Here is a 23,572-nt window from a genome sequence, read left to right on the forward strand (position 1 = left end):
ACAGTTTGCTGATCAACCCCGGTGGATTTCCTGTCGTTTTCCGAGTACCACCGTGGCGTCGAATTCTTCGGAATGGACCACCCTCGCGGACAGCCCGGCGCCCCGGAAAAGGGCCGCCGTCGTCGGGGCTTGCCGGACGCTCGTTTCAATGAGCAGCTGACCTCCGGGAGCCAGCCACAACGGAGCCTCCTCGGCGATCCTGCGCTGCACGTCCAAACCGTCCGCGCCGCCGTCGAGCGCCACCCGCGGTTCATGCACGCGGGCCTCCGGCGGCATCATCCCGATCGCCCCCGTGGGGACGTAGGGGGCGTTGGCCACAAGGACATCAATCCGGGCGCGAAGGGCGTCCGGCAGCGCCGAATAGAGATCGCCTTCATGGACATGTCCGCCCGCCGGCCCGATGTTGCGGCGGGCGCAACGGACCGCGGCGGGCTCGACGTCGGCCGCGTGAAGCTCGATGCCGCCCACCGCGGCGGCCAAAGCAGCTCCCACGGCACCCGAACCACAGCAGAGATCGACGACGACGGCGCCCGGCCGGGCGAGGCGGGACGCCTCCTGGACGAGGTACTCCGTGCGGCGGCGGGGGACGAACACGCCCGGGTCCACGGCGATCTGCTGGCCGCAGAACTCAGCCCAGCCCAGGAGGTATTCAAGGGGCAAACCTGAGACGCGCTGATCGACCAAGCGGTCGAGGTCTCCGGGGGCGTGCGCCGCCGCGATCAAGAGCCGGGCCTCGTCCTCGGCGAAGACGCAACCGGCAGCACGGAGCCGTGCTGCGACGGCGGAATGGGAAGGCCGGAAGGTGGGTGCTGACATGGGAGAGCCTTTCGGGACACCGAGGGGTGCTCTGCGGGTCATGCTAGCCGAGAGGGGACCTGGAGGCCACGAGTGAAACGGCTCCGCCAAAACCGGGGTTCACAAACACGGCCCGGATTGTCTAGGGTGGGTGCATGGGAACACTGATTTTTGAATAGACCAGCGGATCATCGCTGAGTTTGAACCGACAAAAATCCACGCCTGTTGAGGCTTCGCCTCCGCGCCGTTCCTGTTGCTCCCACCAGAACCAGGGTCTCGCAGCGGACGTCACGTCCCGATACCTCCTCCGGCACATCAAGAGCTTTAAGGAGTCCACTGCATGACACCGAACACACCCGAAACCGACGCCGGGCACGAGCCGGAGGCGCAGGAAACCGACGCCCCGGAAGCTGGGGTCAAATCGAAACTGACTGACGCCCAGAAGGAGATGCTGGCCAGCAAATCCCGCGGCGGGGCAGCGAACAGCTGGCAAAGCACCGGAAAAGGGCACAAGCCCACCCAAGCGAGCGGCAAGCTGGCCAAGTCCGAGAAGAAGGTCCGCTGGTAGAACCTGCAGACAAGCGGACCGCTCCCACCTAGTATGGAAAATCCCTTCGTTTCAATGCAGAAAGGAAGAACAATGGTTGCGAAGCGCGTTGAGCAACAAATCAACTCCGAGGTAGCCAGCCATCTGGTCGAGTCCATGGACAAGGCGCCCATGCCGGCCCCTGAAACTGTGGCCATGACGCTGGGCTCGACTCAAGCACCTGCCTGGCCAGACGGCAGTGGCAAGTCCAAGCACCCCAAGGATCGCGGCGCCAACCACGGCCGCGCGGGCCAGCAGGCTGCGGTCACAGCCGTCCACCGCACCAGCCGTCCCCAACTGCCGCACTCCTCTTAATAAGATTTCGACACGGAAAATGCCCTGCGACACCGGAATTCTGGCGGCGTAGGGCATTTTCCGTGTCGCTGAACTGTTCGGGCTACGCGCGCTCGACGTCGGCGGGGGACTTGTCGGGGCGCCAGCCGCGCCAGACGGGGTGCCGCATCCTCTCGGTGGCGGTCCAGTCGCCGAACGTCACCTCGCCCACGAGCTCGGGGGAAACCCAGTGCGCAGTGGCGGCGTCCTCGGCCGGGATGTCGTGGAAGGGTGAGTCCGGGCGATCGAGCCCCTGCAAGCGCTTGAGGATGTCGCGCAGTTGCCAGTCTTTGAACCCCGTGCCCACCCGGCCGGCGTAGCGCAGCTTGTCGCCGTCCGGAATCCCCACCAGCAACGCACCGATGGTCCCGAGTCTCGCCCCGGCGCCGGGCCGCCAGCCACCCACCACCACTTCCTGCGTGCGTTCCAACTTGAGCTTGATCCAGGATCTGCTGCGTCGGCCGGGCTGGTAACGGCTGTCGGCGCGCTTGGCCATCACTCCCTCCAAGCCAAGCTCGGCGGCGCTCGCCAGGATGTCGTCGAGGTCATGCTCCAGGACCTCGGACACATGGATAGGGGAGCCCCTCGCCGGCAGTTTCGCGTGGAACGTCGCCAGCCTTTCGCGGCGCTCGCTGAGCGGCAGGGAGGTGAGGTCGGCGCTTCCCTGGGATCCTTCGTCGTACAGGAGGTCGAAAACCATGAGCTGTACGGGGACGGACGCCCGGGCGCGTTCGACGTCGCCGGGTTTGAAGAGGTTCATCCGCTTCTGGAGCAGCTCGAAGCTGGGGTGGCCGTTCTTGCTGAGTGCGACTATTTCGCCGTCGGCCACGAAGTCGTGGTCCGGCCAGTAGCGCGGGTCCGCCAGCTCCGGATAGGTGGGCGTCATGTCGATTCCGGAGCGGCTGGTCAACCTGATCTTGCCGCCCGACCCCGATACGATGGCCCGGAACCCGTCCCACTTGAGTTCAAACAACCAGTCGCCGGCGGAGACATCTGCGGTTGTTCCGGAGGTCGCGAGCATAGGTGCGTAGCTGGGGGTTCCGTTCGACTGCGGAGCGGCGTTGGGCAACAGCACCGCCCGGTGGCCCGGTTTGTCCTTCATCAAGTGGATCAGCCATTGCGACGGCGACTCTCCGGTGTGGATGAGCGCGAAACGCCGGGTGCCGTGCAGACCGCCGCCGGGCTTGCCGGTGAGGGTGGCGATGACTTCCTTGCCGTCGCGCCATTTTTCGCATTGGAACTCGCCGCTGTCCCAGATGCTGACCGTCCCCGCGCCGTATTCGCCCTGAGGAATGATTCCCGCGAATTGCGCATATTCCATCGGGTGGTCCTCCGTGCGCACCGCGAGGCGGTTCTTGTCCGGAGTGTCCGGCACGCCCCGCGGCAAGGCCCAGGACGCCAGGACGCCGTCGTGTTCCAGCCGGAAATCGAGGTGGAAACTGCGGGCGTGGTGCTCCTGGATGACGAAGATTCCGCCGGGAGGATTCGGTTCCGCGTCGTCCTGGAGCGGGCGCGAACCTGGTTGGTGTCCGACGGCGGGAAACGGTTCCGGGGTCCGCTGCGGGTCGCGCTTGTCCACGTAGGTGGCCAGCCGCGGATTCACGGCGGTGGCCGCGGCCGTGCTGGTGGGGGTGCCCGCGGCGCTGGTGCCGGCCGCCACCGCGGCGAAGGGGTCGTTTCCCTCTTTGACGCGCCTCATGACGGCTGTGAAGTCCAGATGCTCGAGGTTGGGGGAGGCGAGTTCCCGCCACGTCCTCGGTGCGGCCACCATCGGGTGGGCCCGGCCGCGGAGGGAGTACGGGACAATGGTGGTCTTGTTCCCGCTGTTCTGGCTCCAGTCCACCAGCACCTTGCCGTTGCGCAGGGTCTTTTTCATATCACTGACCACGAGATCCGGATGGTCGGCCTCGAGCGAGCGTGCCAGCTCGTGCGCGAACGCGGAGACCTCCTCCCATTTGCGGGTCCCATCGAGGCCGGCGTAAAGATGGATGCCCTTGCTGCCGCTCGTCACCGGAACCGGATCAAGTCCGACGTCCTGCAGGATGCTGCGCGCCAACTTGGCGACTTCGACGCATTGGGAAAGGCCGGTCCCCGGACCCGGATCGAGGTCCAGGACAAGGCGGTCCGGTGGCAACATGGTTCCGTCGGCGTCCACTTTCCATTGCGGCACGTGGATTTCCAAGGCGGCAATTTGGGCCAGCCAAGTGAGCGTGGCGAGGTTGTTGACGAGCGGGTAAACGTTGCTGTGTTCCCTGTGCTGGATGGTGACCCTGGGAACCCATGACGGTGTGGAGTCGTCCAGGTTCTTCTGGAAGAACATCGGCCCGGGATCGGCCGTGGTCCCTACTCCGTGCACCCAGCGCTTCCGGGTGGCGGGCCGGTTGGCGGCGGCCGGGATCAGGAACGGGGCCACGGCGGCATAGTATTCGAGCACTTCGGCCTTGGTGGTGCCAGTCTCCGGGTAGATGATTTTGCCCAGGTTGGTGAGGGTCAGTTCATGGCCTTCAACGTTGACGCGCTCCCTTTGGCTGGTTGCCACCTCTTCACCTCCGCCTTGTTGTGATGTTCACTTAGTGCATGAGGGCCATATGGAAGGGTTCTATCGCGTTCGGGCTGGTCAACGTACCCGTCAAGCTCTACAGTGCCACCGAGGACCACGATGTCAGTCTCCACCAGGTCCACAACAAGGACGGAGGCCGCATCCGTTACCAGCGGAAGTGCGAAATCTGCGCCTCTGTTGTGGATTACGAGGATATCGACAAGGCCTACGAAGAGGAAGGCCGCACAGTTGTGCTGTCCGCGGCCGATTTGAAATCGCTGCCCGCGGAGAACAGCCGCGAAATCGAGGTGGTGGAGTTCGTTCCGGCCGAGCAGTTGGACCCCATCATGTACGAGCGGCCCTACTATCTCGAGCCGGATTCCAAGTCTCCCAAGGCGTACATGCTGCTTCTGCGCACTTTGCAAGACACCGAGCGCGTCGCCATCGTGCAGTACGCGCTGCGGCAGAAGACCAGGCTGGGTGCGCTGCGGGTACGGGGTGACGTTCTGATGCTGCAATCGCTGCTCTGGGACGACGAGGTCCGTGAAGCCAACTTCCCGTCGCTGGAAACCGACGTCAAGATCTCGGACAAGGAACTGGAGATGTCCTCGGCACTGGTGGACTCCATGGCCCGCGACTTCGAACCAGAGCAATACACGGACAACTATCAGGTTCAATTGCGCCAACTCATCGCAGCCAAGCTCGAAAAGGGCGATTCCATCGACACCGAGGAGACGTTCGGCGTGGCAGCCAGCGAAGGAGAAGGCGGCGAGGTCATCGACCTTATGGAAGCCCTCAAACGGAGCCTCGACAAGAAGCGGGGCAAGGCATCCGCTGGATCGGCCGCTGCGTCGTCCACCGAAGAGTCCGACGACGGTGCCACCGCCAAAGTGGCCAGCAAGCCCAGGGCGAGGGTCAAGAAAGCCTGACGCGCCGCCGTCGTACGCTCCACGAAGACCGGACATGTCCCTCCGTGCGTGCGCGGGAGCTATGCACATGTCCCTCCGTGCGTGCGCGGGAGCTATGCACATGTCCCTTCTGCGAAGCGGGGAATGGACATGTTGCGATTATGTCCATTCGTGGCTCTGGGCGGAGGGCATGTCCCTTGTGGGCGTGGGTGGTTCTTCCCACGAAAACTGGACATGTCCCTCGGAGGGCCTAGTGGTTTCGCAGCGCCGAGATCAGCTCGGCTTTTTTCTTGCCTGAGTACCCGGTGAGCCCCAGTTCCTTGGCGCGCGACCTTAGTTGGGGCACGGTCCAGTCCTCATAGTCGCCCGAAGTGCCGCCACGATGGCCGATTTCCTTGCGGCCTTCCTTGGCAGCGGCATTCGAGATCCTCGCGGCCTTTTCCTTCGAGGCGCCATCTTCCCTGAGGGTTTCGTAGAGTTCGGGATCCTTGAGGCTGGGATTTTTCTTGCTCGGCATGGGTTCCTCCTCCGGTCGAGCCCCTGGTTAGGACGGAAGCTCCATCCGGAACCCGCAGCGGCACTGCAACACCTTTGTCGCGAGATACACGTCGAGAAGGTCGACGGCGGGATCCTCAGTGGACATCGGCGCATACACGCTGTGGAATCCGGTTCCTGAAATTTTCATGGGTTCGCCGCAGTGGATGTACTCACCGCCGAACTGCAGCACGCCTGACACCGTGCCCCGTTGGTTCAGGATGGCCGCGACATCCTGGAACGTCGCAGGATGGGCATAGAACGTATCGCATTCAACGCACGTGTAGGCGACATCCACGAGCCCTGTCACTGGTGGTTTGAGAGGCTCGATGGAATCCATGATCACGTGCCCGGCAGTGCGGCAATTGCCGCACCAGATTCGTTCCGCCCGGGGGTGAGACGCGCCGTCGGGAACGATCGGGTCAGAGATAGTCGGCATCGACTTAACTCCTTGAAGCGGGAAGTGCGGCTCCCGCGCGAGGCGGAAGCCGCACTTCGAGCGGATTTAATCCTTCTTGAAAGCGTCCTTGACCTTTTCGCCGGCCGACTTCAGGTCGCTCTTGCTCTGATCCATCTTGCCTTCGGCTTCGAGCTTCTCGTTTCCCGTCAGCTTTCCAGCCGCTTCCTTGGATTTGCCTGCAAGCTTTTCTCCGGCATTTTGGATCTTGTCATCTGCGCCCATGGACGTACTCCTTTTGCTGGTAATGGATTTACTTCGTTCCGCCAAACGTGTGGGGCCTGGCCGCTGGGCAGGCCTCGGAATGTCGTGGTCGGTCAGACGCCGTGCGACCTTCGGCCGGACATGAAGCTGAGAAGCCAGCCGATAGCCGCGACGATCAGCAGGACCACGCCGACCCAGAGGAGCCAGCTCACGGCCTGCGAGAAACCTCCGACGAGCAGAAGAACGATTGCCACAACGCCTGCAATGATCAGAAGAGTGTTCACAGTGACACATTCCTTACTTCAGCGGGACCGCTGGCAAGCGCCCGGGCCCCTTGCGATGTATTCGGTTGTCAGTTCGCTTGCGAACTGTTGTTCCCCACCAGGCCCCCAGACCCCATGCGGGGTCTTGTTACAGCGGATGCCACCCGTTTCCCGGAATATTCGTCCGGTACGAACCGACATCGACTGCATCCATCGTACTACTAAGCACGCTTATCAAATCAAGTACTAAGTACACTTACAAAGATTTTTGGGTTTAGTCGTAGGCTAAACCCAAGGTCGTGCGTCGGTTCCCGGCGCTCGCATCGGACGGTCGTCTAGGAGGAGAAAACGTGAAAGCATCGCAAACCCTGGCAGATAATCTCCAGCTGGTCCTGACGGATCTGATTGAACTCCAGCTCCAAGGAAAACAGGCCCATTGGAACATCGTCGGGGCCAATTTCCGGGACCTGCATCTGCAACTTGACGAACTCGTCGCAGCCGCCCGGGAGTTCGCCGACGAAACCGCCGAAAGGATGCGTGCGCTCCATGCCCTTCCGGACGGCCGGAGCAGTACCGTCGCTGCCTCAACCCGGCTGGAGCAATTCCCGGCGGGATTGACGAAGACCAAGGATGCCGTGCAGCTTATCACCGACCGCCTTGAGCGGACCGTCCAGACGATGCGCGATGTCCACGACGAAGTAGACGAAGAAGACCCCACGACGGCTGACCTTCTCCACGCCTTCATCGCCCGTTTGGAGCAGCTCGCCTGGATGATCAGTGCCGAGATCATGTCAGCGAGCGCGTCCGTGGCAGACCCACAGGAAGCTTAGGAAACCGGATAGCGAAGTACGGCGCCAGGCATGCCACGGCTCCGCCGCAGCAAACCCGGCACTCCAGGGATTTCCCGGCGAAGGTCCGGCCGCGGATTCAGCTATTACCATACGGACGGATCGCTTATCGCTGGTGGGGATCGCCAGCGCCTTGACGCGCTGGCGATTCCTCCCGCATGGGCCGACGTCTGGATATGTCCGTTCGAGAACGGACATATCCAGGCAATGGGAGTGGACGACGCCGGCCGGAGTCAATACATCTACCACCCGGAATGGCGCGCTCGTCAGGACTCTGAGAAGTTTGCCCGGGCTGCGCGGCTCGGAGCCCTCCTGCCGCAGGCACGCCGCCTGGTCTCCCGGCACCTGCGGGAGTCTCCTTCGGAGAAGACCAAAACCTTGGCCGCGGCCGTGCGGCTCATGGATCTCGGCGCGTTGCGCGTTGGTTCCGATGGCTACACGCGCCGCAACGGCTCATACGGGCTCACCACGCTCAGGTGCAAGCACGTGCAGGTCAACGAGGATACGGTTTCCCTGAATTTCCCCGGGAAAAGCGGTCAAACCTGGGATTCGACCATCGAGGACCCTGTCCTGGCCCGATTCCTGGGGCCTTTGGCAGGCAGACCCGGCAAGGAATCCCTGCTGGTCTTCGATGAGGGTGAGGGACCGGTCTCCCTTAATGCCTCGATGGTCAACGAGTACCTTCGCAAAATCACCGGCGGCGACTACACGGCCAAGGACTTCCGCACCTGGAAAGGCACAGCAGCGGCCGGCATGGCGCTCGCAGGCCCTGCTTCAAAAATGCCGCCCCGCCAGCGGGTCCTCGAGGCCATCAAGCAGACCGCTGAAATTCTCGGCAACACTCCAACGGTGGCCCGCGCGGCCTACGTCGATCCGCGCATCGTGGAGGGATTCCTGGCGGGTGACCTCGAACAACTCAAGGCCCGCGAGTCGGATATCGCGGCCTACCTTGGGTCATTGCCCTGATTAAACAAAGGAGCGTGCTCTCCGTTGGCTACGAGGGATGGACATAGTAGGAATATGTCCGTCCCCGAGTGCCAACGGAGAGCATGCTCAGTGGGTTATTCGGCGTCGTGGTCCGTTTCGAGGATCTTCACGAGGCGGTCCAGGGCTTCGTCGGCCCCGGCACCTTCGGCGCGCAGGACGACGACGTCCCCGAATGACGCTCCGAGGCTCATGAGGGAGAGGATGCTGGCGGCGTCCATGGCATCGTCGGCGGGCTCGCCTTCGCGGGCGATCGTGACCTCGATGTCTAGTTCGCCGGCGGCTTCGGCGAAGATGGCTGCCGGGCGGGCGTGCAGGCCGACGCGGCTGGCGATGGTGGCGGTACGTTCGGACATTGTTGCTCCTTCGATTGTGGGCTTGGGAAAAGTCTAGAGACCCAGCTCGTCCAGGATAGGCAGCTGGGCGCGAACGGCTTGCCGCGCGGCGGATGCACTCGGTGCGGCCAGCGCCGCCGTCGCGAGCTTTTGGGCCTGCGACACAGTGACGGTTGCCAGGACGGCGGAAACGGCGGCAAGAGCGCGTGCACTCATCGAGAGCGTAGCGACGCCCAGTCCAACGAGTACGACGGCGAGGGCCGGGTCCGCGGCTGCCTCGCCGCACACTCCCACCGGCCGGGCAGCGCCACCCGCGCCAGCGGCAGCGGCGCCGTCGGCGGTCAACTTCACGAGCTGAAGCACGGCCGGCTGCCAGGGGTCGTTGAGTGTGGCTAGCGGGCCGAGTTGGCGGTCGGCGGCCATTGCGTATTGGGTGAGGTCGTTCGTTCCGAGCGAGGCGAAGCTGACTTCGCGCAGCACGGAAGCGGCAGTCAGGGCAGCCGAGGGGACCTCCACCATGACGCCGGGAGTCTTCAGTCCGGCGGTGGAGCAGAGGGCTGCGAAATGCGCGGCTTCCTCGGCGGTGGAGATCATCGGGGCCATGACCCACACTTCCGCCTGGTTGGCCGCCTCTGCCGCGGCGATCGCCCTGAGCTGGCGTTCGAGGACGCCGGGGGAGGTCAGGTCGGTACGGTACCCGCGGACACCCAGCGCAGGGTTGGGCTCGTCCGCGTTGGTGAGGAACGGCAGCGGCTTGTCCGCTCCGGCGTCGAGGGTCCGGACCACCACCTTCTTGCCGGGGAACGCGGCGAAGACGGCGCCGTAGGCTGCGATCTGCTCCGCGACGGCGGGTTCGTCGTCGCGATCCAGGAAACAGAATTCGGTGCGCAAGAGACCGACGCCCTCGGCACCGGCGTCGGCGGCCTTGACCGCGTCGGCACCCGTGCCGACGTTGGCGAGCAGCGGAACCCGGAACCCGTCGGCCATGGCGTTGCTCCCGCTGAAGGCTGCGACGGTGGACGCTTGGGTGGCCCAAACCTTGGCCGCCAGGCGGAGTTCCTCGCCTGGGTCAACCGTGATGGTGCCGGCAGCACCGTCGAGGTAGACCTCGGTGCCGTCCCCGATCTCGTCGACACCCGGGGCGGCGACGATCGCGGGCAGGCCGAGGGCGCGGGCCAGGATGGCGGTGTGGGACTGCGGGCCGCCGCTTGAGGTGATCAGCGCGATCACCTTGGCGGGGTCCAGGGTAGCGGTGTCTGCCGGGGCGAGATCCTCGGCCGCAAGAATGAACGGAACGTCCGACGCCGGGATGCCCGGCGCGGGCAGTCCGCGCAGTTCAGAGACGATGCGGGCGCGGACGTCAAGGACGTCCGCGACGCGCTCCGCCATGTAACCGCCGAGGGCCTTCAACGAATCGGCAACCGTGGCAGCTGCCTCCCAGATGGCCCGTTCGGCGGTGCGTGCGCCGCCCGGGGCCTCGGGGGAGAGGAGCCTGATGGCCGATTTCACCAGCATGGGATCGGCGGCCATCAGGGCTGTTGCTTCCAGGACCTCTTTGCCTTCGCCGGACGCCGTCGCGGCCCGGGCACGGAGTTCCGCCTGCACGGCCTTGGCGGCATCCTTGATGCGCTGGCCCTGCGATTCGACGGTAACGTCCGCAGGAATATTGACGTTCTCGTGGGGCTCTTGAACCGGCTTCGGCATCTGCCGCACCGGCCCCAGAACACGCCCGGGGGCAACGCCTACTCCTGAAAAGGTCTGCATGGATTTGTCCTCTACTTGCTGATTGGCGGGTTGTTCAGGCTGCGACCGGAACAGGAACCTGCTCTGCCTCAACCGGCTTCCGGACTGCCCAACGCTTGAGCGCGAGGAGGACCAAGGCGGTGATAACCATGCCGACGATGATCGAGATGACGAACATGGCCAGGTTTCCGATCGCGAAGAAGACGAAGATGCCACCGTGAGGGGCTTGCGAAGTCACGCCCGTCGCCATGCACAGCGCACCGGTTACGGCGCCGCCCACCATGCTGGCGGGGATGACGCGGAACGGGTCGGCAGCAGCGAACGGGATGGCGCCTTCGGAGATGAAGGACGCGCCCAGCAGCCACGCGGCCTTGCCGTTCTCGCGCTCGGCCAGGCTGAAGCCCTTCTTGTTAAGCGTCGTGGCCAGTGCCATGGCAAGCGGGGGAACCATGCCGGCGGCCATGACCGCAGCCATGATCTGGAGCGGTGCAGGGTTGGCCAGGCTACCGGCACCCAGTCCGGCGACGGCGAAGGAGTAGGCAACCTTGTTGACGGGGCCACCGAGGTCGAAGCACATCATGAGGCCGAGGATGATACCGAGAACGACGGCGGACGCGCCGGTCATCCCGGTCAGCCACGTGTTGAGCTGCAAGGTGACCCACGCGATGGGACCGCCGAGAACCAGGAACATCAAGCCGGAAGCAACGATCGATGCCAGCAGCGGGATGATCACTACAGGCATGAGGCCACGCAACCAGCGCGGAACCCTGAACGTGCCGATCCAGTGCGCGGTCAGGCCGGCAAGCAAACCGCCCACCAAGCCGCCCAGGAAGCCTGCGCCCATGAAGCCGGCAACAGCGCCGGCCACAAAACCAGGCGCAATGCCGGGCCGGTCGGCGATGCCGAAGGCAATGTAACCTGCCAGGGCAGGGACCAGGAAGCCGAGGGACAGCCCACCGATCTTGAAGGCCACCGTTCCCAAGTAAAGCGCAAGGTTGCCGTTGGGAAGATTGAGCAGCGTGTTGTGGGCCAGAATGTCATTGGCCTTCGTTCCCAAGGCAATGTCGTAACCCGCCAGGAGGAAGCCCAAGGCAATGAGCAGGCCGCCACCGGCGACGAACGGGATCATGTAGCTGACGCCGGTCAGAAGGACCTTCTTGACCTTGGTGCCGAGGTGCTCGCTCGCAGCCTCCGACGCCTGCTCGGCGCTCTCTTCGGCGCCGAAATGCGGGACACGGTGGGCGTGCGGGTCGGTCGCGGCGGCGAGGGCTTCCTGGACCATCTTGGCCGGCTCGTCAATGCCGCGCTTCACGGGCGCGTTGATGACGGGCTTGCCGGCGAAGCGCTCCTTGCCGCGGACATCGACGTCAACCGCGAAGATCACGGCGTCTGCGGCAGCGATGACCGACGGGTCCAGCGCGGTGAATCCGCCCGAGCCCTGGGTTTCCACCTGAAGGTCGACGCCCATTTCCTTGGCCGCGGCCACGAGGGAGTCGGCAGCCATGTAGGTGTGGGCGATGCCGGTGGGGCAGGCCGTGACGGCGACGATGCGCTTCGGTCCAGTCGGCGAAGCGGCGCCGGCCGACGCCGGGGCAGCCTCTGCAGCCGAGCCTGCAGCATGCGCAGCCGGCTTGTCGGCCAGGGCGCCTTCAACCAGGTCGACGATGTCCTGTCCGGTGGCAGCCGCGCGCAGCGCCGCTGTGAAGTCCTTCTTGATGAGGGAACGGGCCAGCTTGGAGAGCAACTTCAGGTGCTCCTGGTCCGCTCCTTCCGGGGCGGCGATGAAGAAGATGATGTCCGCGGGGCCGTCCTTGGCACCGAAGTCCACCTTGTGCGAGAGCCGTGCCATCGCCAGGGCGGGTTCGGTGACCGCGACTGAGCGGCAGTGCGGGATGGCGATGCCGCCGGGTACGCCCGTGGCCGTCTTCTGCTCGCGGGCGAAGGCGTCCGCGAAGAGCCCTTCAACCTCGGAGGCGCGCCCTGCTGCGGCAACTTTGCCCGCCAGGAAGCGGATGACATCGGCGGGGGAATCGCCGAGGTTCTGGTCAAGGGAGACCAGTTGGGGGGTGATGAGCTGGGTCACTGTTAGTCCTTCTGAAGGGCCGTGATGGTTACGGCGTCGGGAGTTGTTTGGTGGACCGCCGGGACAGTGGAGCCCGGCAGCGAAGCAGCGGCGGCACCATGTGCCACAGCCTGACGGAGGCAGTCCTGCGAGGTTCCGCCTTTGGTGGCGGCCAGCAGATAGCCAGCAAGGGATGAATCGCCGGCACCAACTGTGCTGACGGCTTGGATCGGCGGATGCGTGGCGAGCCACGCGCCGTCGGCGGTTACCAGGACGGCGCCCTTCGAACCGAGTGTTGCGAGTACTGCACCCACACCGCTTCCGACGACGGCGGCGGCGGCCCTGGCGGCAAGGCCGGGGTCCGCTTCCAGTTCGTCAGCCGTGTGGACGTCTGTGAGGCCGGCTGCGGCGGCCAGTTCGGCCAGTTCTTCCGCATTGGGCTTCAAGAGATCGGGCTTGCCGTTGATGTTGCCGAGTGAATCGCCGGTGATGGCGGCAATCAGCGGAGCCCCGGAGGAGTCAATTGCTATAAGCGGCGGTCCGCCGTTTGCAGGATCGTGGTGCGTGGAGCGGAGCCGGCGGGCGACCGTGGCGTAGAAATCCGCCGGAACTCCTGGTGGGAGCGATCCGGCCAGTACCACCCAGCTCGCGCCACGGGAGCTGTCCAGCAGCAGCCCGATCAGGGCTTCCTGCTCGTCCAGGCTCAACTCCGGGCCGGGTTCGTTGATCTTGGTGGTGACGCCGTCCGGTTCCGTGAGCGTCACGTTGCTGCGCAGCGGCTCGCTGATGGGAAGCGCTGCGTAGGGGACGCCGTCGTCGAGCAGCCCGGCGAGGACGGGATCGGAATCTCCGCCCGGAAGGACAGCAACGGTGTCCAGGCCCGAGGCGACCAGTGCCCGGGAGACGTTGACGCCCTTGCCGCCCGAGTGTTGGTGGACAGCGACGGCGCGCTGCACCTCGCCCCGGGCCAAAGGCGCAGGGAGTTCGACGGTGCGGTCAAGGCTCGGGTTGGCGGTCAGGGTGACGATCATGCGATCACCACGTCGACGCCGGCCTCCGCCAATGCGGCGGAGAGCTCTTCTGAGGGTTCGTGGTCAGTAATCACGGTGTCCACATCTTTAAGGGCAGCGAACTGGATCAGGGTTTCTGCGTCCAGCTTGGAGGAATCCGCGAGGACGACGACGCGCCGTGCGGACGTGACGAAGGCGGCCTTGACGGCGGCTTCTTCGGGGTCAGGGGTGCTGAGCCCGAACGTGGCGTGGATACCGTTGGCGCCGACGAAGGCGATGTCCGGGCGGAGCCGGGAAGCGGCCTCGACCGTGGACTGCCCGACGGCGGCCTGGGTGAGCCCGCGGACGCGGCCACCCAGGATCTGGAGCGCGATGTGCGGGTTTCCGGAGAGCTGTCCGGCGATGGGAATGGCGTGGGTGATAACCACCAGTTCTTCCCGCGGGCCGTTCCCGTTGGAAGAGGCGGCGCGCAGCGCGGTGCGCTGGTCCAGCAAGCGGGCGAGGGCTTCCGTGGTGGAGCCGGCATCGATCAGGATGCTGCCGGCTGCGTTCTCGGGGATGAGCGCAAGGGCCGCCTCGGCGATCCGGACCTTTTCCGGTTGGCGCTGGATGGCACGCTCAACCACGCTCTCCTCGCGGGTGCTGAGGCGGTCCGACGGGACTGCCCCGCCGTGCACGCGGCGAAGGTTGCCGGCGGATTCGAGGACAGCAAGGTCACGGCGGATAGTCTCCGTGGTGATGCTGAACCGATCCGCAAGGTCAGTGACGCTGACCCGTCCACGCTCGGCGACGAGCTCGGAGATCAGCTGTTGGCGCTCCTCGGCAAACACATACCCTCCATTGCGTACAAGCTCCAGGTACATCAGTGACTGCGATCACATGATGTGGAATTGCTTGACTCTATCTTTGTTCATGTTGGTCTGTCAACAGAAAACAACATAAACAAAGATTTTGGCTTGGGTTGGGGCTGATTTTGCTTGGATGAGGCGACGGATCCGGCGTCGAGCGGGCGCGGCGGAGGGCGCGACGGCGCCAACGTCTAACCGGTCCGACGCAGGGTGGCTAGTCCCGGAAGGGGGTAGTCGGAATTGGGGCTGACCGCCCTAGCGCCGGACCGGAGGGTTCCCTACGGCCACTCGATCTCCCGAAGGGCGGGGTAGTCGATAGGGAGGTTGTCCGGGTCGGGAGGGTCGGGCAAGCGGGACTGGGTGGAGGAATCCGCTTCGTATCGGTTCTGGTTTCGCTTCCGGTCGAGCTCACCCGAATCTTGCCGGGAGTCGTCTTCGGGTCGTCGCTGTTGTGCGCTTTCTAGCTTCATGGTGCTTCCTTCGGGTAATGCTGCAAGTCGTGGCTAAGCAGGTATTTCCAACTCGAATCCGCAACTGCATCTCAAGACCTTGGTGGGGAGAAGGGCTTCGGAGGGCGAGCTGCGCGATCGGGGCCTGCCCGTCTGCGGTACTCCGAAGCGCCGCTGTGCGGTTTTCACTTCACGGAGGGGTCCGCTGCAGTGGAAATAGTGGCTTCCAAACTCCAGGAGGCCATCCTGAATCCCCCGACGATTCAGGATGGCCCCCGCCTGCTGGACGGTGGCCGCGTGGCTGTAGGAAGACCCGCAAGAAGTGCACGTGTAGAACACGGCAATCTGTTGGGAAAACCTTGGAGCCTGGGCCTGGATTGATTCGATGATCAGGTGCTTGTCTGTTCCACAACCGCCACACCAAAGGGGAGAGGCCCCTGGATGATGCGGTTCATGAGGAATCGCGGATTCGGAGACGGTCGACACCGACTAGTCCCGTACCGGTAACAGGCATTTGCTCATCAGGCAGCACCTTCACGTTGAGTGACATGGCGCCCGGCTGCTTGAGCGAAAACAGGCCGAAGAGTTCGGCCCTGTCCGGAATTCTGCACGGACTGTAGAAGAATTCTGCACTGCGCATCTCCGGTGCGCAAGACCGTCGGGGATTTTGTCCAAGTGGTGGACGTTGTTTTGGGGCGCTCTTTTTCCTCCATTTCCGGCCCGCTGCTCGTAGACTGAGCCATGGACGAAATGGGCCTGAATGCCTCCGTAGTCGGACAACTCCAGGATTTGGTCATCGACAGTGAAGACGTCGGCGGCTTCCTCGAAGACCTTGCGGTATTCACGGCCTCGTCGGTGTCCGCTGCGCGCGGCCAGGATGTCCTGTGCGGGATCACGTTGAGCCGGCGTCGGCGGTCCATGACGGTTGCAGGAAGCAGCCACGAAGCCCGCCTCATTGACGAAGTGCAGCAAGCCTACGGAGACGGGCCGTGCCTGGAAGCGATGAGAACCCGGAAGCCGGTACTCGTTTCCGACACCTCCACCGACTCGCGGTGGCCTGAATACTGCGGCACCATTGCGGAGCGCGGGCACTTGGCCGTGCTTTGCGTGCCTTTGGGCCTGGAAGAAGGCGCGACGGCGGCGATCAACCTTTTCGCCCCCCAGGGCGATGCCTTCGATGAGGCCTCCATCCGCAGCTGCGAACAATTCGCAAGCCAGGCAGAGAAGGCCCTGCGGCTCGCGGTTCGGATCGGCGCCAGGCAGCAGCGTGCCGAGGACCTCGAGCAGGCCATGCGTTCACGGACCGCCATCGATCTGGCAACCGGCGTCATCATGGGCCAGAACAAGTGCAGCCAGGAGGAGGCCTTCAGGATTCTGACCAAGGCCTCAAACGGCAGGAACCAGAAGCTGAGGGATGTTGCGGAATCCCTTCTCCAGTCCTTGACGAACGAAACGCCCGTCTTGCACTTCGAGCCTTAAGCGACTCGGCTAGCTGCGCTCGGATATTTCCTTGACGCTTGCCACGAGGCTGTCCCACATGCCCTTCGAATGCGCGGCTCCCTCCGGGCTCGCGTTGTTGTCCTGGGCCAAAGTCAGCCTGGTCATCCCGTCTTCAGGCTCCAAGGTCCACGTCAGCGTGTGGTAGTTCTCCGGGGCGTCGACGTGGCCCGACAGCGGGCTGAAATGGGTGTTCACCAGCCGCTTGCCGGGCTCGAATTCGAGGATGACTCCCTTGTCCTCGTACTCCTTGCCTTGCCACGTGCCACGCCAAACAATAGGTCCGCCAACCGTCCAGTCGGTGGCAACCTCGGCTCCGAACATGAACTCCTTGACGGCCCGGGGGTCGGTGAGCACTGACCACACCCGATTGGCGCTTGCCTGGATCGTGATGGTTGAACTCGCGATGAAATTTCCTGTCATGTCAGTCTCCTTTGCCACGTGGTCGGCATCCGGGCGCCAGCGCAACAGAGTCTACGCCCGGGAGTGACGGCCGGCGAAGCCGTTCGGAGTTGCGCTCTCGGTCCCGTCAAGATACTCATGGCGTTTTCTCTTAGGCTCGCAGCACGTCTCGGAATTGTGGCTCTGAACTGCGGCGATAGTCGGAGTTCGATGGTCGTTAGGCAGTTCGCCCTCGGGGTGCATGGACCATCGTGCAGTTTGCCCACGTCCGGAAAAGCCGGGTCCGTAGCGTGATGTCTCACACATCGAGTTCCCATACAGAACCATGAGGAGACATACATGCCGAACTACAGGGTGTCCATGGACATCGGCGGAACGTTTACCGACATTGTCGCTTACGATCAGCACGCCGGAACCTATACGGCCACCAAATCATCCACGACACCGGGGAACCTGAGCGCGGGCGTCATCGCCGGCCTTGAGTCCATTGTCGACGACCTGTCCGACATCGAGTTCCTGGTCCACGGCACCACCCAGGGATTGAACGCCTTCCTTGAGCGCCGCGGCGTACCGGTGCTGCTGCTGGCCACCGCCGGCGTCGAAGACACCTATCACATTGCCCGCGGCCCACGCCTTGAGCTCTACAACGCCCAGTACCGCAAGCCTTCCCCGCTGCTCGAGCGCAAGGACGTCATCGGTGTTGGAGGACGCCTGGATGGGCAGGGCCTTGAGATCAGGCCTTTGGACGAAGTTGCCGTCCGTCAGGCAGGCCGTCGGGCGGTTGCCGAAGGTTACGGCGCAGTCGCCGTCGCATTCCTGTTCAGCTACAAGAACCCCGCTCACGAGCTTCGGGCCCGGGAAATCCTGCTCGAAGAACTAGGCGAAGATTTCACCGTTTCACTTTCCCACGAGGCCGCGAAGGAATGGCGCGAATACGAACGCACTTCATCCGCCGTCGTCGAGGCCTATACCGGACCAGTGGTCCGCAACTACCTCCTGGACCTCGAAAAGAAGCTCGGGGACCGCGGGGTGGAAGCCCCGCTGCACATCATGCAGTCCTCCGGCGGGGTGCTCACCGCCGAGTCCGCACGGAAGCGCCCGCTCCAGACGCTCCTCTCGGGCCCGGTCGGGGGCGCCATGGGAGACGTCGAACTGGCCGGCGTTTCGGGAAACCGCAACCTGATCGGCGTCGACATGGGCGGAACGTCCTTCGATGTCTCCCTGGTAGTCGACGGCAAGCCCGATGTCTCCACGGAGGCACATCTGGAAGGCCTTCCAATGCTCATGAGCGTGGTCAACATTCACACCGTGGGCGCCGGCGGGGGCTCGGTCGCCTGGCTCGAAGCCGGTGGCCTCAGGGTCGGCCCGCGTTCCGCGGGAGCCACTCCCGGACCTGCCTGCTACGGACGTGGAGGCACGGAACCCACCGTCACCGATGCCAACCTGGTGCTGGGGCGCGTGGACCCGGACTGGTTCGCAGGCGGACAGGTCTCCTTGGACCGCGAAGCGGCGATCGCCGCCCTGAAAACGGTTGGCGACCAGCTCGGCCTGGACCCCATTGCCATGGCCGAGGGGATCTGCGACGTCGCCAACTCCCAGATGGCCCAGGCGATCCGGACCATCACGATCTCCCGCGGGATCGAACCCCGGGACTTCGCCCTCGTGGCATTCGGGGGCGCTGGTCCCATGCACGCAGTCTTCCTCGCCAAGGAACTGGGCATCCCGGAAACAGTCGTCCCCCGGTTCCCCGGAGCGTTCTCGGCCTGGGGCATGCTGCAGACCAACATCCGCAAGGACTTCTCGGAGCCGTATTTCTACCTCGACGAGGATATCGACGTGGCCCACATGGCCGGCGTGCTGCGGTCGATGGAGACTGAGGGCCTGAGCTCCCTGGCCTCCGAGGGGGTGCCGGAGCGCAGCCGCCTCACCAATGCATCAGTGGATGTCCGCTACCAGTCGCAGGAATTTGCCCTGAACGTTCCGCTAACCTCCGCTGACGAGCCGGAATCCACCGACTTCGTTGCCGCGTTGGCCACGCGTTTCTCAGCGATGTACCACGAGCGCTATGGGCATTCCAACCTCGGGGCGCCCATCGAAATCGTGGCGCTACGGACACAGGCCGTCGGCGACCTGGGCCGTCTTGATGCGCCACGTTTCGCCACCGCACAGAGCGCTGAGTTCAAGCATGAAATCCGTCCGGTGGTGTTTGAGCACGTCGAACACCAGACCACCGTGGTCCGCCGTGACGACTTGGCCGCCGGCCATGCCTTCGAAGGCCCCGCCATCATCGTGGAACAGACGGCCACAACGGTGGTGCCCCCCGGCTTCGACGTCATCGTCGACGAATTCGGCTCACTGATCATCCGCACTCAAGACGTCGAAGGAAACTGAGGTACCACCAATGACAATCACAGCAGTCAAGACCCTGGATCCAGTCACCGTGGAGATCATCCGCAATGCGCTTACCAGCGCGGCGGACGACATGAACGCCACCCTCATCCGCTCCGCCTACTCACCCATCCTTTACGAAGGAGGGGACTGCGTCGTGGCCCTCCTGGACACCGAGCACCGCGTGCTCGGACAGTCCGCCGGGCTGCCACTGTTCTTGGGCAACCTGGAAACCTGTTCCATCGCGGTCGAAGAACTGTACGGCCGCGACGTCTGGAAGGAAGGGGACGTCTGGATCCTCAACGATTCCTATCTTGGCGGAACCCACCTGAACGACGTCACCATTTTTGCCCCGATCTTTGACGATGGCGCTGTGGTCGGCTTCGCAGCCACCCGTGCGCACTGGATGGACATGGGCTCCAAGGACGTCGGCGGTTCCATGGATGCGACAGACATCTTCCAGGAGGGCTTCCGGATGGGCCCGGTCAAACTGATCGAGGCAGGCATTGAAACCTCCGTCGTGGATCTGATCCGAACCAATGTCCGCTTCCCCTACCAGACCATCGGTGACATGCACGCGATGATCGCGGCCCTTCGGATGGGCACCACCCGGATGAAGGAACTCGTGGGCCGTTACGGGATGGACCAACTGGATGCTGCCCGTGATGAGATCTTCCGTCAGACGGAGGAAATCGAGCGTGAAACCGTCCGCAACATTCCCGACGGCGTCTACGAAGCCGAAGGCATGTTGGACAACGACGGCATCAACCTGGACACTCCGATTCCGATCAGGCTAAAGATCACTGTCTCTGGCGACACCGTTGATTTCGACGTCACCGGATCGGCTGACCAGACCATGGGGCCGGTCAACTGTGGCGCCGCCCAGGCCGTCTCCGCACTACGGGTCGGCTACAAGCTCCTTGTCAGCCCGGATTCCAACTCGAACGGCGGGTCCTTCCGGCCGTTGACCACCCAGGTGCGTTCAGGTTCAGTTCTCGGCGCGGTGGCGCCAGCCCCGTGCCAGTGGTACTTCTCCCACCTCGGACTACTGATCGACCTGGTTTCCAAGGCCATGGCGCCGGCCATGCCCGAGCGGGTTGCCAGCGCCAGCCACGGCGACTCGATGATCATCACTGCAGCCGGTTTCGATCCGCGCTTCGGCCGCAACTTCGTGACGATGGAGGCCACACTTGGCGGTTGGGGAGCCTGGCAAGGCACCGACGGCGAGTCCGCCATGATCAACAACGTCAACGGCTCCCTCAAGGACCTGCCCATCGAAATGATGGAGACCCGCTACCCATTCCGCATCAACGAGTACTCCATCCGCCCCAACTCAGGCGGCCCCGGCCAGTGGCGCGGCGGCAACGGAGTCATTCGTGAATACGAGTTCCTGGCCGACTGCGTCGTGGGGCTCTGGTTCGAAAGGTCCAAGACCCCGGCCTGGGGACTCTTCGGCGGCTCAGACGCCCAAGGGCCCGAGGTTGTGTTCAACCCAGGCCGCAGCGATGAGGTCCGCACCCTGAAAGCCAACGCCCGCAAGGTCAAGGCCGGCGACATCGTCCGGCTCGCAGTCGGCGGCGGCGGCGGCTTCGGGGACGTCTCCCAACGCTCCCGGGACGAGATCACCTACGACATCGTCAACGGCTTCATCACCGAGGACTTCGCCAAGACCCACTACGGATACTAAGCCCCGCCCACAGAAAGACACCCCAATGAAGAACATCAAGAAATCAGCCGCAGCCGCGGCGCTCATCGGGCTAGCGCTCCTGACGTCAGCCTGCTCCCCACCCACCCAAGCGGCCGCAGGACCAGCTTCGACGGCCGACGCCGGCAAAACCCTCAACGTCGGATTCTTCGGCTTCGCCAAGTCCAACGGCTTCGCCCAGGGAACCTTCCTCGGGGTCCAGCAGGCGGCCAAGGCCAACAACGCCACCGCCACGTTCGTGGACCCCAACTTCAACGCCCAGACCCAGGTCCAGCAGATCCAGGACGCAGTCACCTCAAAACAGTTCGAGGTGATCGTTGTCCAGGCGAACGACAACCAGGCCCTCATCGCACCACTGCAGCAGGCCGTCCAGGCTGGCATAACGGTGGTGGTCGAGTTCTCCGTTATCGGTCCGAAGTTCGACACTATCCAGCCCCAGGTCCCGGGTGCAATCAGCATCGTTGACCTTCCCACGAGCAACGGCAAGATGCTCGGCCAAATGGGCAAGGATGCCTGCGCCAAAGTCTCCAAAGACACGTGCAAGGTGGCCTACCTCGAGGGATTCAAGTCCCTGCCGCTGGATAACGCCAGGACCGAAGCGGTAAAAGCTGAGCTGGCCACTGATCCGAAGATCAAGCTGGTGGCCAGTGTCGAAGGCGGGTACACCCAGGACAGCGGCCGGCAGGCGTTCCAGAACGTTTCCCAGGCCAACCCGGACGTCGATGTCGTCATCGGCGCATCCCAGGCGATCACGGGTGCGGCCGCTGCCGCTGGCAATAGCAACATCAAGTTCATTGGCAACGGCGCATCCACTTCGAATGTCGAGGCCGTCCGATCCGGTAAATGGTTCTCCATCTACGTCAGTGACGTGGTGGCGAACGGCGCCAAGGCCACGGAACTCGGCCTTGCCAAGGCCCGGGGACAGCAGGTGGAAACGGCAGTGGACGAGGCGAGCCTGGCTCCCAACAAGGGCAACGGTACGAAGGAAGCCCTCGACGCCGTGAACTACGTCTCGAAGTACTCGGACTAGCCGGCTTACCCCCCCTCGTGGTCCTGTCCTGCCGGGGCTGAAAACCCGGCAGGACAGGAGCCCCCGTCCCGGTCCCGGCAGGACCGGCCAAAACGTCGATTCCATCTCCCGAGGTCAAAATGGCTATACAACAGTTGGATACACCCGAGCGAGTCAATCGGAGTTCCGCTCCGGAAATCACCCTCTCCGGAATCGGAAAGCGGTACGGTGCCAGCACTGTGCTCCGCGATATCACGTTGTCGGTGGCTCCGGGGGAAATCCACGGCATCATGGGGGAAAACGGTGCCGGCAAGAGCACGCTGCTGAAGATCCTTGGCGGCGCAATCGGCGCAGATTTCGGCGTCGTCAAGCTTGACGACCGGGAGGTGAAGATCACCGAGCCCCGGGACGCCATCGCACAAGGAATATCCCTTATATCCCAGGAGCTGGCACTCATTCCTGGCCTTTCAGTGCTGGAGAACGTCTTCCTGGGCCGCTGGGCCAACACGGGAAGCCTGCTCCGTTCGGGGCGGGACGCCGATCACTTGGAGCGCCTCCTGGCCCAGACCGGCTTTGAGCTTGACCCCCGGGCGATGACAGGGGATCTGCCCATCGGTCAGCAGCAGCAGGTCGAAATCCTGAAAGCCCTCGCCCGTGGCGCAAAGGTGCTGTGCATGGACGAGCCGACGGCGGTCTTGAACGAGGCCGAGAAAGCAAAGCTGTTGAAGGTGGTCAGGAGCCTCGCGCGTTTAGGCACCACCGTGATCCTCGTATCGCACTATCTGGAGGAAGTCCTCGGTTTAGTGGACCGAGTGACCATCCTCCGTGACGGACAGCACATCACCACGGAGGCCGCCTCGAGGCACACGCCGGAGTCGCTCGTCGGCCTGATGGTCGGCAGGGAGGTCGATTTCCTCATTCCGGAGGTTCCGCCGGTACCTTCGGAAGCAAAAACGGTGGTCCAGGTGGCGGGACTGAGCAGCTCAAGAGTGAAAGACGTCTCCTTCACGGTCCGCCAAGGCGAAATCCTGGGTATCGCCGGCCTGGTGGGCAGTGGCCGCAGCGAGACCCTGCTGGCCATGTTCGGTGCTGATCGAACCACCAGTGGATATGTCCGGATCAACGGCCGGCGCCTCCGTGCCAACTCCATCCGGGAAGCCATTAAAGCCGGAATGGCCCTCGTCCCCGAGTCGCGGAAAGAACAGGGCCTGGTCATGTCCCGGCCTGTGGACGAAAACATCGCCCTTTCCACCTTGTCGGGCCGATCACTGGGCGGTTTCGTCAGGGTAGCCCGGGAAAAGGCAGCCGTGTCCGAGATCAGCCATTCCGTCGACCTGCGCGGCGCCCGCCGCGGCTCGCTGATTGCCGATTTGTCCGGGGGAAACCAGCAGAAGGCGCTCTTCGCCAAGTGGCTGCTCAATCCTCCGGCGGTGCTGCTAGTGGACGAACCCACGCGTGGTGTCGACATCGCGGCCAAGGCGCGCATCCACGGCATGATCGCCGACCTCGCAGCAAAGGGCACGGCTGTCGTCGTCGTCAGCTCCGAACTCGAGGAAGTTATCGGTCTATCCCACCGTATCCATGTCATGAGGCAAGGCCGCATCGTTGCTGAATTCGACCGGAACGCCTCCCGCGATGAAGTCATGGCTTCCGCATTTCTGAAATAGGTGAAT

The 23,572-nt window shown here is 64.0% G+C and carries 23 protein-coding genes; 10 read left to right on the forward strand and 13 right to left on the reverse strand.

Translation table 11 applies throughout. The features are described 5' to 3' along the window. Nucleotides 1-12: 12 nt before the first annotated feature. A complete protein-coding gene (locus OIT41_RS01045) occupies nt 13-816 on the reverse strand; it encodes a putative protein N(5)-glutamine methyltransferase (protein WP_264637214.1) in 804 nt (267 codons plus the stop codon). A 319-nt stretch (nt 817-1,135) separates the two neighbouring features. Between OIT41_RS01045 and OIT41_RS01050 the strand changes: the two genes are divergently transcribed. Together OIT41_RS01050 and OIT41_RS01055 are read left to right on the forward strand one after the other, a co-directional pair. Beyond that, complete coding sequence (locus OIT41_RS01050) at nt 1,136-1,363, forward strand: hypothetical protein (protein WP_078106874.1); 228 nt, start codon at nt 1,136-1,138, stop codon at nt 1,361-1,363. 72 nt (nt 1,364-1,435) lie between these two features. Beyond that, nucleotides 1,436-1,696 (forward strand): hypothetical protein, encoded by a 261-nt coding sequence (locus OIT41_RS01055; protein ID WP_078106873.1) that lies wholly within the window; start codon nt 1,436-1,438, stop codon nt 1,694-1,696. An 82-nt stretch (nt 1,697-1,778) separates the two neighbouring features. On the opposite strand, the gene OIT41_RS01060 is transcribed toward OIT41_RS01055, so the two are convergent. Beyond that, entirely contained in the window at nt 1,779-4,253 is a 2,475-nt protein-coding gene (locus OIT41_RS01060) for an ATP-dependent DNA ligase (protein ID WP_264637215.1), read from the reverse strand. Between the two features lie 38 nt (nt 4,254-4,291). Here OIT41_RS01060 and OIT41_RS01065 point away from each other — a divergent pair, with 38 nt between their 5' ends. Then, nucleotides 4,292-5,182: a Ku protein gene (locus OIT41_RS01065; protein ID WP_078106871.1), complete on the forward strand. Its 891-nt coding sequence runs from the start codon at nt 4,292-4,294 to the stop codon at nt 5,180-5,182. Nucleotides 5,183-5,411: 229 nt separating this feature from the next. On the opposite strand, the gene OIT41_RS01070 is transcribed toward OIT41_RS01065, so the two are convergent. From OIT41_RS01070 to OIT41_RS01085, 4 genes are all read right to left on the reverse strand, one after another. After that, nucleotides 5,412-5,678 carry a Rho termination factor N-terminal domain-containing protein gene (locus tag OIT41_RS01070; RefSeq protein WP_241707242.1) on the reverse strand — a complete coding sequence of 89 codons (267 nt, stop codon included), beginning with the start codon at nt 5,676-5,678 and terminating at the stop codon, nt 5,412-5,414. A 27-nt stretch (nt 5,679-5,705) separates the two neighbouring features. After that, a complete protein-coding gene (locus tag OIT41_RS01075; RefSeq protein ID WP_264637216.1) occupies nt 5,706-6,134 on the reverse strand; it encodes a hypothetical protein in 429 nt (142 codons plus the stop codon). A 66-nt stretch (nt 6,135-6,200) separates the two neighbouring features. Further along, nucleotides 6,201-6,377 (reverse strand): CsbD family protein, encoded by a 177-nt coding sequence (locus tag OIT41_RS01080; protein WP_234754057.1) that lies wholly within the window; start codon nt 6,375-6,377, stop codon nt 6,201-6,203. A 92-nt stretch (nt 6,378-6,469) separates the two neighbouring features. Then, nucleotides 6,470-6,640, reverse strand: coding sequence for a DUF2207 domain-containing protein (locus tag OIT41_RS01085; RefSeq protein ID WP_139359614.1), 171 nt, complete (start codon nt 6,638-6,640; stop codon nt 6,470-6,472). Nucleotides 6,641-6,969: 329 nt separating this feature from the next. Between OIT41_RS01085 and OIT41_RS01090 the strand changes: the two genes are divergently transcribed. Both OIT41_RS01090 and OIT41_RS01095 read left to right on the forward strand, forming a co-directional pair. Continuing rightward, nucleotides 6,970-7,449 carry a Dps family protein gene (locus OIT41_RS01090; RefSeq protein ID WP_078106867.1) on the forward strand — a complete coding sequence of 160 codons (480 nt, stop codon included), beginning with the start codon at nt 6,970-6,972 and terminating at the stop codon, nt 7,447-7,449. Between the two features lie 30 nt (nt 7,450-7,479). Beyond that, complete coding sequence (locus OIT41_RS01095; protein WP_241707244.1) at nt 7,480-8,433, forward strand: DNA topoisomerase IB; 954 nt, start codon at nt 7,480-7,482, stop codon at nt 8,431-8,433. A gap of 95 nt (nt 8,434-8,528) precedes the next feature. Here OIT41_RS01095 and OIT41_RS01100 read toward each other — a convergent pair whose 3' ends face one another. The 6 genes from OIT41_RS01100 to OIT41_RS01125 form a co-directional block, all read right to left on the reverse strand. Continuing rightward, on the reverse strand, nt 8,529-8,807 hold the full coding sequence (locus tag OIT41_RS01100; protein WP_059388405.1) for an HPr family phosphocarrier protein: 279 nt from the start codon (nt 8,805-8,807) through the stop codon (nt 8,529-8,531). Nucleotides 8,808-8,840: 33 nt separating this feature from the next. Beyond that, the gene (gene ptsP / locus OIT41_RS01105; protein ID WP_264637217.1) at nt 8,841-10,550 is read right to left on the reverse strand and encodes a phosphoenolpyruvate--protein phosphotransferase; all 1,710 of its coding nucleotides are present in this window, start codon (nt 10,548-10,550) and stop codon (nt 8,841-8,843) included. Between the two features lie 34 nt (nt 10,551-10,584). Then, nucleotides 10,585-12,612, reverse strand: coding sequence for a fructose-specific PTS transporter subunit EIIC (locus OIT41_RS01110; RefSeq protein WP_264637218.1), 2,028 nt, complete (start codon nt 12,610-12,612; stop codon nt 10,585-10,587). Between the two features lie 2 nt (nt 12,613-12,614). Further along, nucleotides 12,615-13,622 (reverse strand): 1-phosphofructokinase family hexose kinase, encoded by a 1,008-nt coding sequence (locus tag OIT41_RS01115; RefSeq protein ID WP_264637219.1) that lies wholly within the window; start codon nt 13,620-13,622, stop codon nt 12,615-12,617. Then, nucleotides 13,619-14,431, reverse strand: coding sequence for a DeoR/GlpR family DNA-binding transcription regulator (locus OIT41_RS01120; protein WP_264637220.1), 813 nt, complete (start codon nt 14,429-14,431; stop codon nt 13,619-13,621). Before OIT41_RS01120 ends, OIT41_RS01115 begins: the two co-directional genes overlap by 4 nt. A gap of 296 nt (nt 14,432-14,727) precedes the next feature. Continuing rightward, the gene (locus OIT41_RS01125; protein ID WP_264637221.1) at nt 14,728-14,919 is read right to left on the reverse strand and encodes a hypothetical protein; all 192 of its coding nucleotides are present in this window, start codon (nt 14,917-14,919) and stop codon (nt 14,728-14,730) included. Nucleotides 14,920-15,639: 720 nt separating this feature from the next. Here OIT41_RS01125 and OIT41_RS01130 point away from each other — a divergent pair. Then, nucleotides 15,640-16,377 carry a GAF and ANTAR domain-containing protein gene (locus OIT41_RS01130; RefSeq protein WP_264637222.1) on the forward strand — a complete coding sequence of 246 codons (738 nt, stop codon included), beginning with the start codon at nt 15,640-15,642 and terminating at the stop codon, nt 16,375-16,377. A 9-nt stretch (nt 16,378-16,386) separates the two neighbouring features. Here the strand turns inward: OIT41_RS01130 and OIT41_RS01135 are convergent, their stop codons facing one another. Further along, nucleotides 16,387-16,818, reverse strand: a complete 432-nt coding sequence (locus OIT41_RS01135; protein WP_264637223.1) for an SRPBCC domain-containing protein — start codon at nt 16,816-16,818, stop codon at nt 16,387-16,389. A 318-nt stretch (nt 16,819-17,136) separates the two neighbouring features. On the opposite strand from OIT41_RS01135, the gene OIT41_RS01140 reads away from it, so the two are divergent. From OIT41_RS01140 to OIT41_RS01155, 4 genes are all read left to right on the forward strand, one after another. Next, nucleotides 17,137-19,188, forward strand: a complete 2,052-nt coding sequence (locus tag OIT41_RS01140; RefSeq protein ID WP_264637224.1) for a hydantoinase/oxoprolinase family protein — start codon at nt 17,137-17,139, stop codon at nt 19,186-19,188. Between the two features lie 10 nt (nt 19,189-19,198). Further along, the gene (locus OIT41_RS01145) at nt 19,199-20,872 is read left to right on the forward strand and encodes a hydantoinase B/oxoprolinase family protein (protein ID WP_241707253.1); all 1,674 of its coding nucleotides are present in this window, start codon (nt 19,199-19,201) and stop codon (nt 20,870-20,872) included. Between the two features lie 25 nt (nt 20,873-20,897). After that, nucleotides 20,898-21,920 carry a sugar ABC transporter substrate-binding protein gene (locus OIT41_RS01150; RefSeq protein ID WP_241707254.1) on the forward strand — a complete coding sequence of 341 codons (1,023 nt, stop codon included), beginning with the start codon at nt 20,898-20,900 and terminating at the stop codon, nt 21,918-21,920. Nucleotides 21,921-22,039: 119 nt separating this feature from the next. Further along, the gene (locus OIT41_RS01155) at nt 22,040-23,566 is read left to right on the forward strand and encodes a sugar ABC transporter ATP-binding protein (protein ID WP_264637225.1); all 1,527 of its coding nucleotides are present in this window, start codon (nt 22,040-22,042) and stop codon (nt 23,564-23,566) included. Nucleotides 23,567-23,572 lie beyond the last annotated feature (6 nt).

Origin of the sequence: Arthrobacter sp. YA7-1 (assembly GCF_025960325.1) — a bacterium.
GTDB classification, from domain to species: Bacteria; Actinomycetota; Actinomycetes; order Actinomycetales; family Micrococcaceae; genus Arthrobacter; species Arthrobacter bambusae_A.

What these genes read in the sequence shown, in the direction of transcription:
- OIT41_RS01115 (WP_264637219.1), bottom strand. Translation starts at nt 13,622, where the DNA reads ATGATCGTCACCCTGACCGCCAACCCGAGCCTTGACCGCACCGTCGAA.
- OIT41_RS01075 (WP_264637216.1), bottom strand. Translation starts at nt 6,134, where the DNA reads ATGCCGACTATCTCTGACCCGATCGTTCCCGACGGCGCGTCTCACCCC.
- OIT41_RS01045 (WP_264637214.1), bottom strand. Translation starts at nt 816, where the DNA reads ATGTCAGCACCCACCTTCCGGCCTTCCCATTCCGCCGTCGCAGCACGG.
- OIT41_RS01125 (WP_264637221.1), bottom strand. Translation starts at nt 14,919, where the DNA reads ATGAAGCTAGAAAGCGCACAACAGCGACGACCCGAAGACGACTCCCGG.
- OIT41_RS01150 (WP_241707254.1), top strand. Translation starts at nt 20,898, where the DNA reads ATGAAGAACATCAAGAAATCAGCCGCAGCCGCGGCGCTCATCGGGCTA.
- OIT41_RS01135 (WP_264637223.1), bottom strand. Translation starts at nt 16,818, where the DNA reads ATGACAGGAAATTTCATCGCGAGTTCAACCATCACGATCCAGGCAAGC.
- OIT41_RS01095 (WP_241707244.1), top strand. Translation starts at nt 7,480, where the DNA reads ATGCCACGGCTCCGCCGCAGCAAACCCGGCACTCCAGGGATTTCCCGG.
- ptsP (WP_264637217.1), bottom strand. Translation starts at nt 10,550, where the DNA reads ATGCAGACCTTTTCAGGAGTAGGCGTTGCCCCCGGGCGTGTTCTGGGG.
- OIT41_RS01140 (WP_264637224.1), top strand. Translation starts at nt 17,137, where the DNA reads ATGCCGAACTACAGGGTGTCCATGGACATCGGCGGAACGTTTACCGAC.
- OIT41_RS01055 (WP_078106873.1), top strand. Translation starts at nt 1,436, where the DNA reads ATGGTTGCGAAGCGCGTTGAGCAACAAATCAACTCCGAGGTAGCCAGC.
- OIT41_RS01130 (WP_264637222.1), top strand. Translation starts at nt 15,640, where the DNA reads ATGGACGAAATGGGCCTGAATGCCTCCGTAGTCGGACAACTCCAGGAT.
- OIT41_RS01070 (WP_241707242.1), bottom strand. Translation starts at nt 5,678, where the DNA reads ATGCCGAGCAAGAAAAATCCCAGCCTCAAGGATCCCGAACTCTACGAA.
- OIT41_RS01080 (WP_234754057.1), bottom strand. Translation starts at nt 6,377, where the DNA reads ATGGGCGCAGATGACAAGATCCAAAATGCCGGAGAAAAGCTTGCAGGC.
- OIT41_RS01100 (WP_059388405.1), bottom strand. Translation starts at nt 8,807, where the DNA reads ATGTCCGAACGTACCGCCACCATCGCCAGCCGCGTCGGCCTGCACGCC.
- OIT41_RS01065 (WP_078106871.1), top strand. Translation starts at nt 4,292, where the DNA reads ATGAGGGCCATATGGAAGGGTTCTATCGCGTTCGGGCTGGTCAACGTA.
- OIT41_RS01145 (WP_241707253.1), top strand. Translation starts at nt 19,199, where the DNA reads ATGACAATCACAGCAGTCAAGACCCTGGATCCAGTCACCGTGGAGATC.
- OIT41_RS01050 (WP_078106874.1), top strand. Translation starts at nt 1,136, where the DNA reads ATGACACCGAACACACCCGAAACCGACGCCGGGCACGAGCCGGAGGCG.
- OIT41_RS01155 (WP_264637225.1), top strand. Translation starts at nt 22,040, where the DNA reads ATGGCTATACAACAGTTGGATACACCCGAGCGAGTCAATCGGAGTTCC.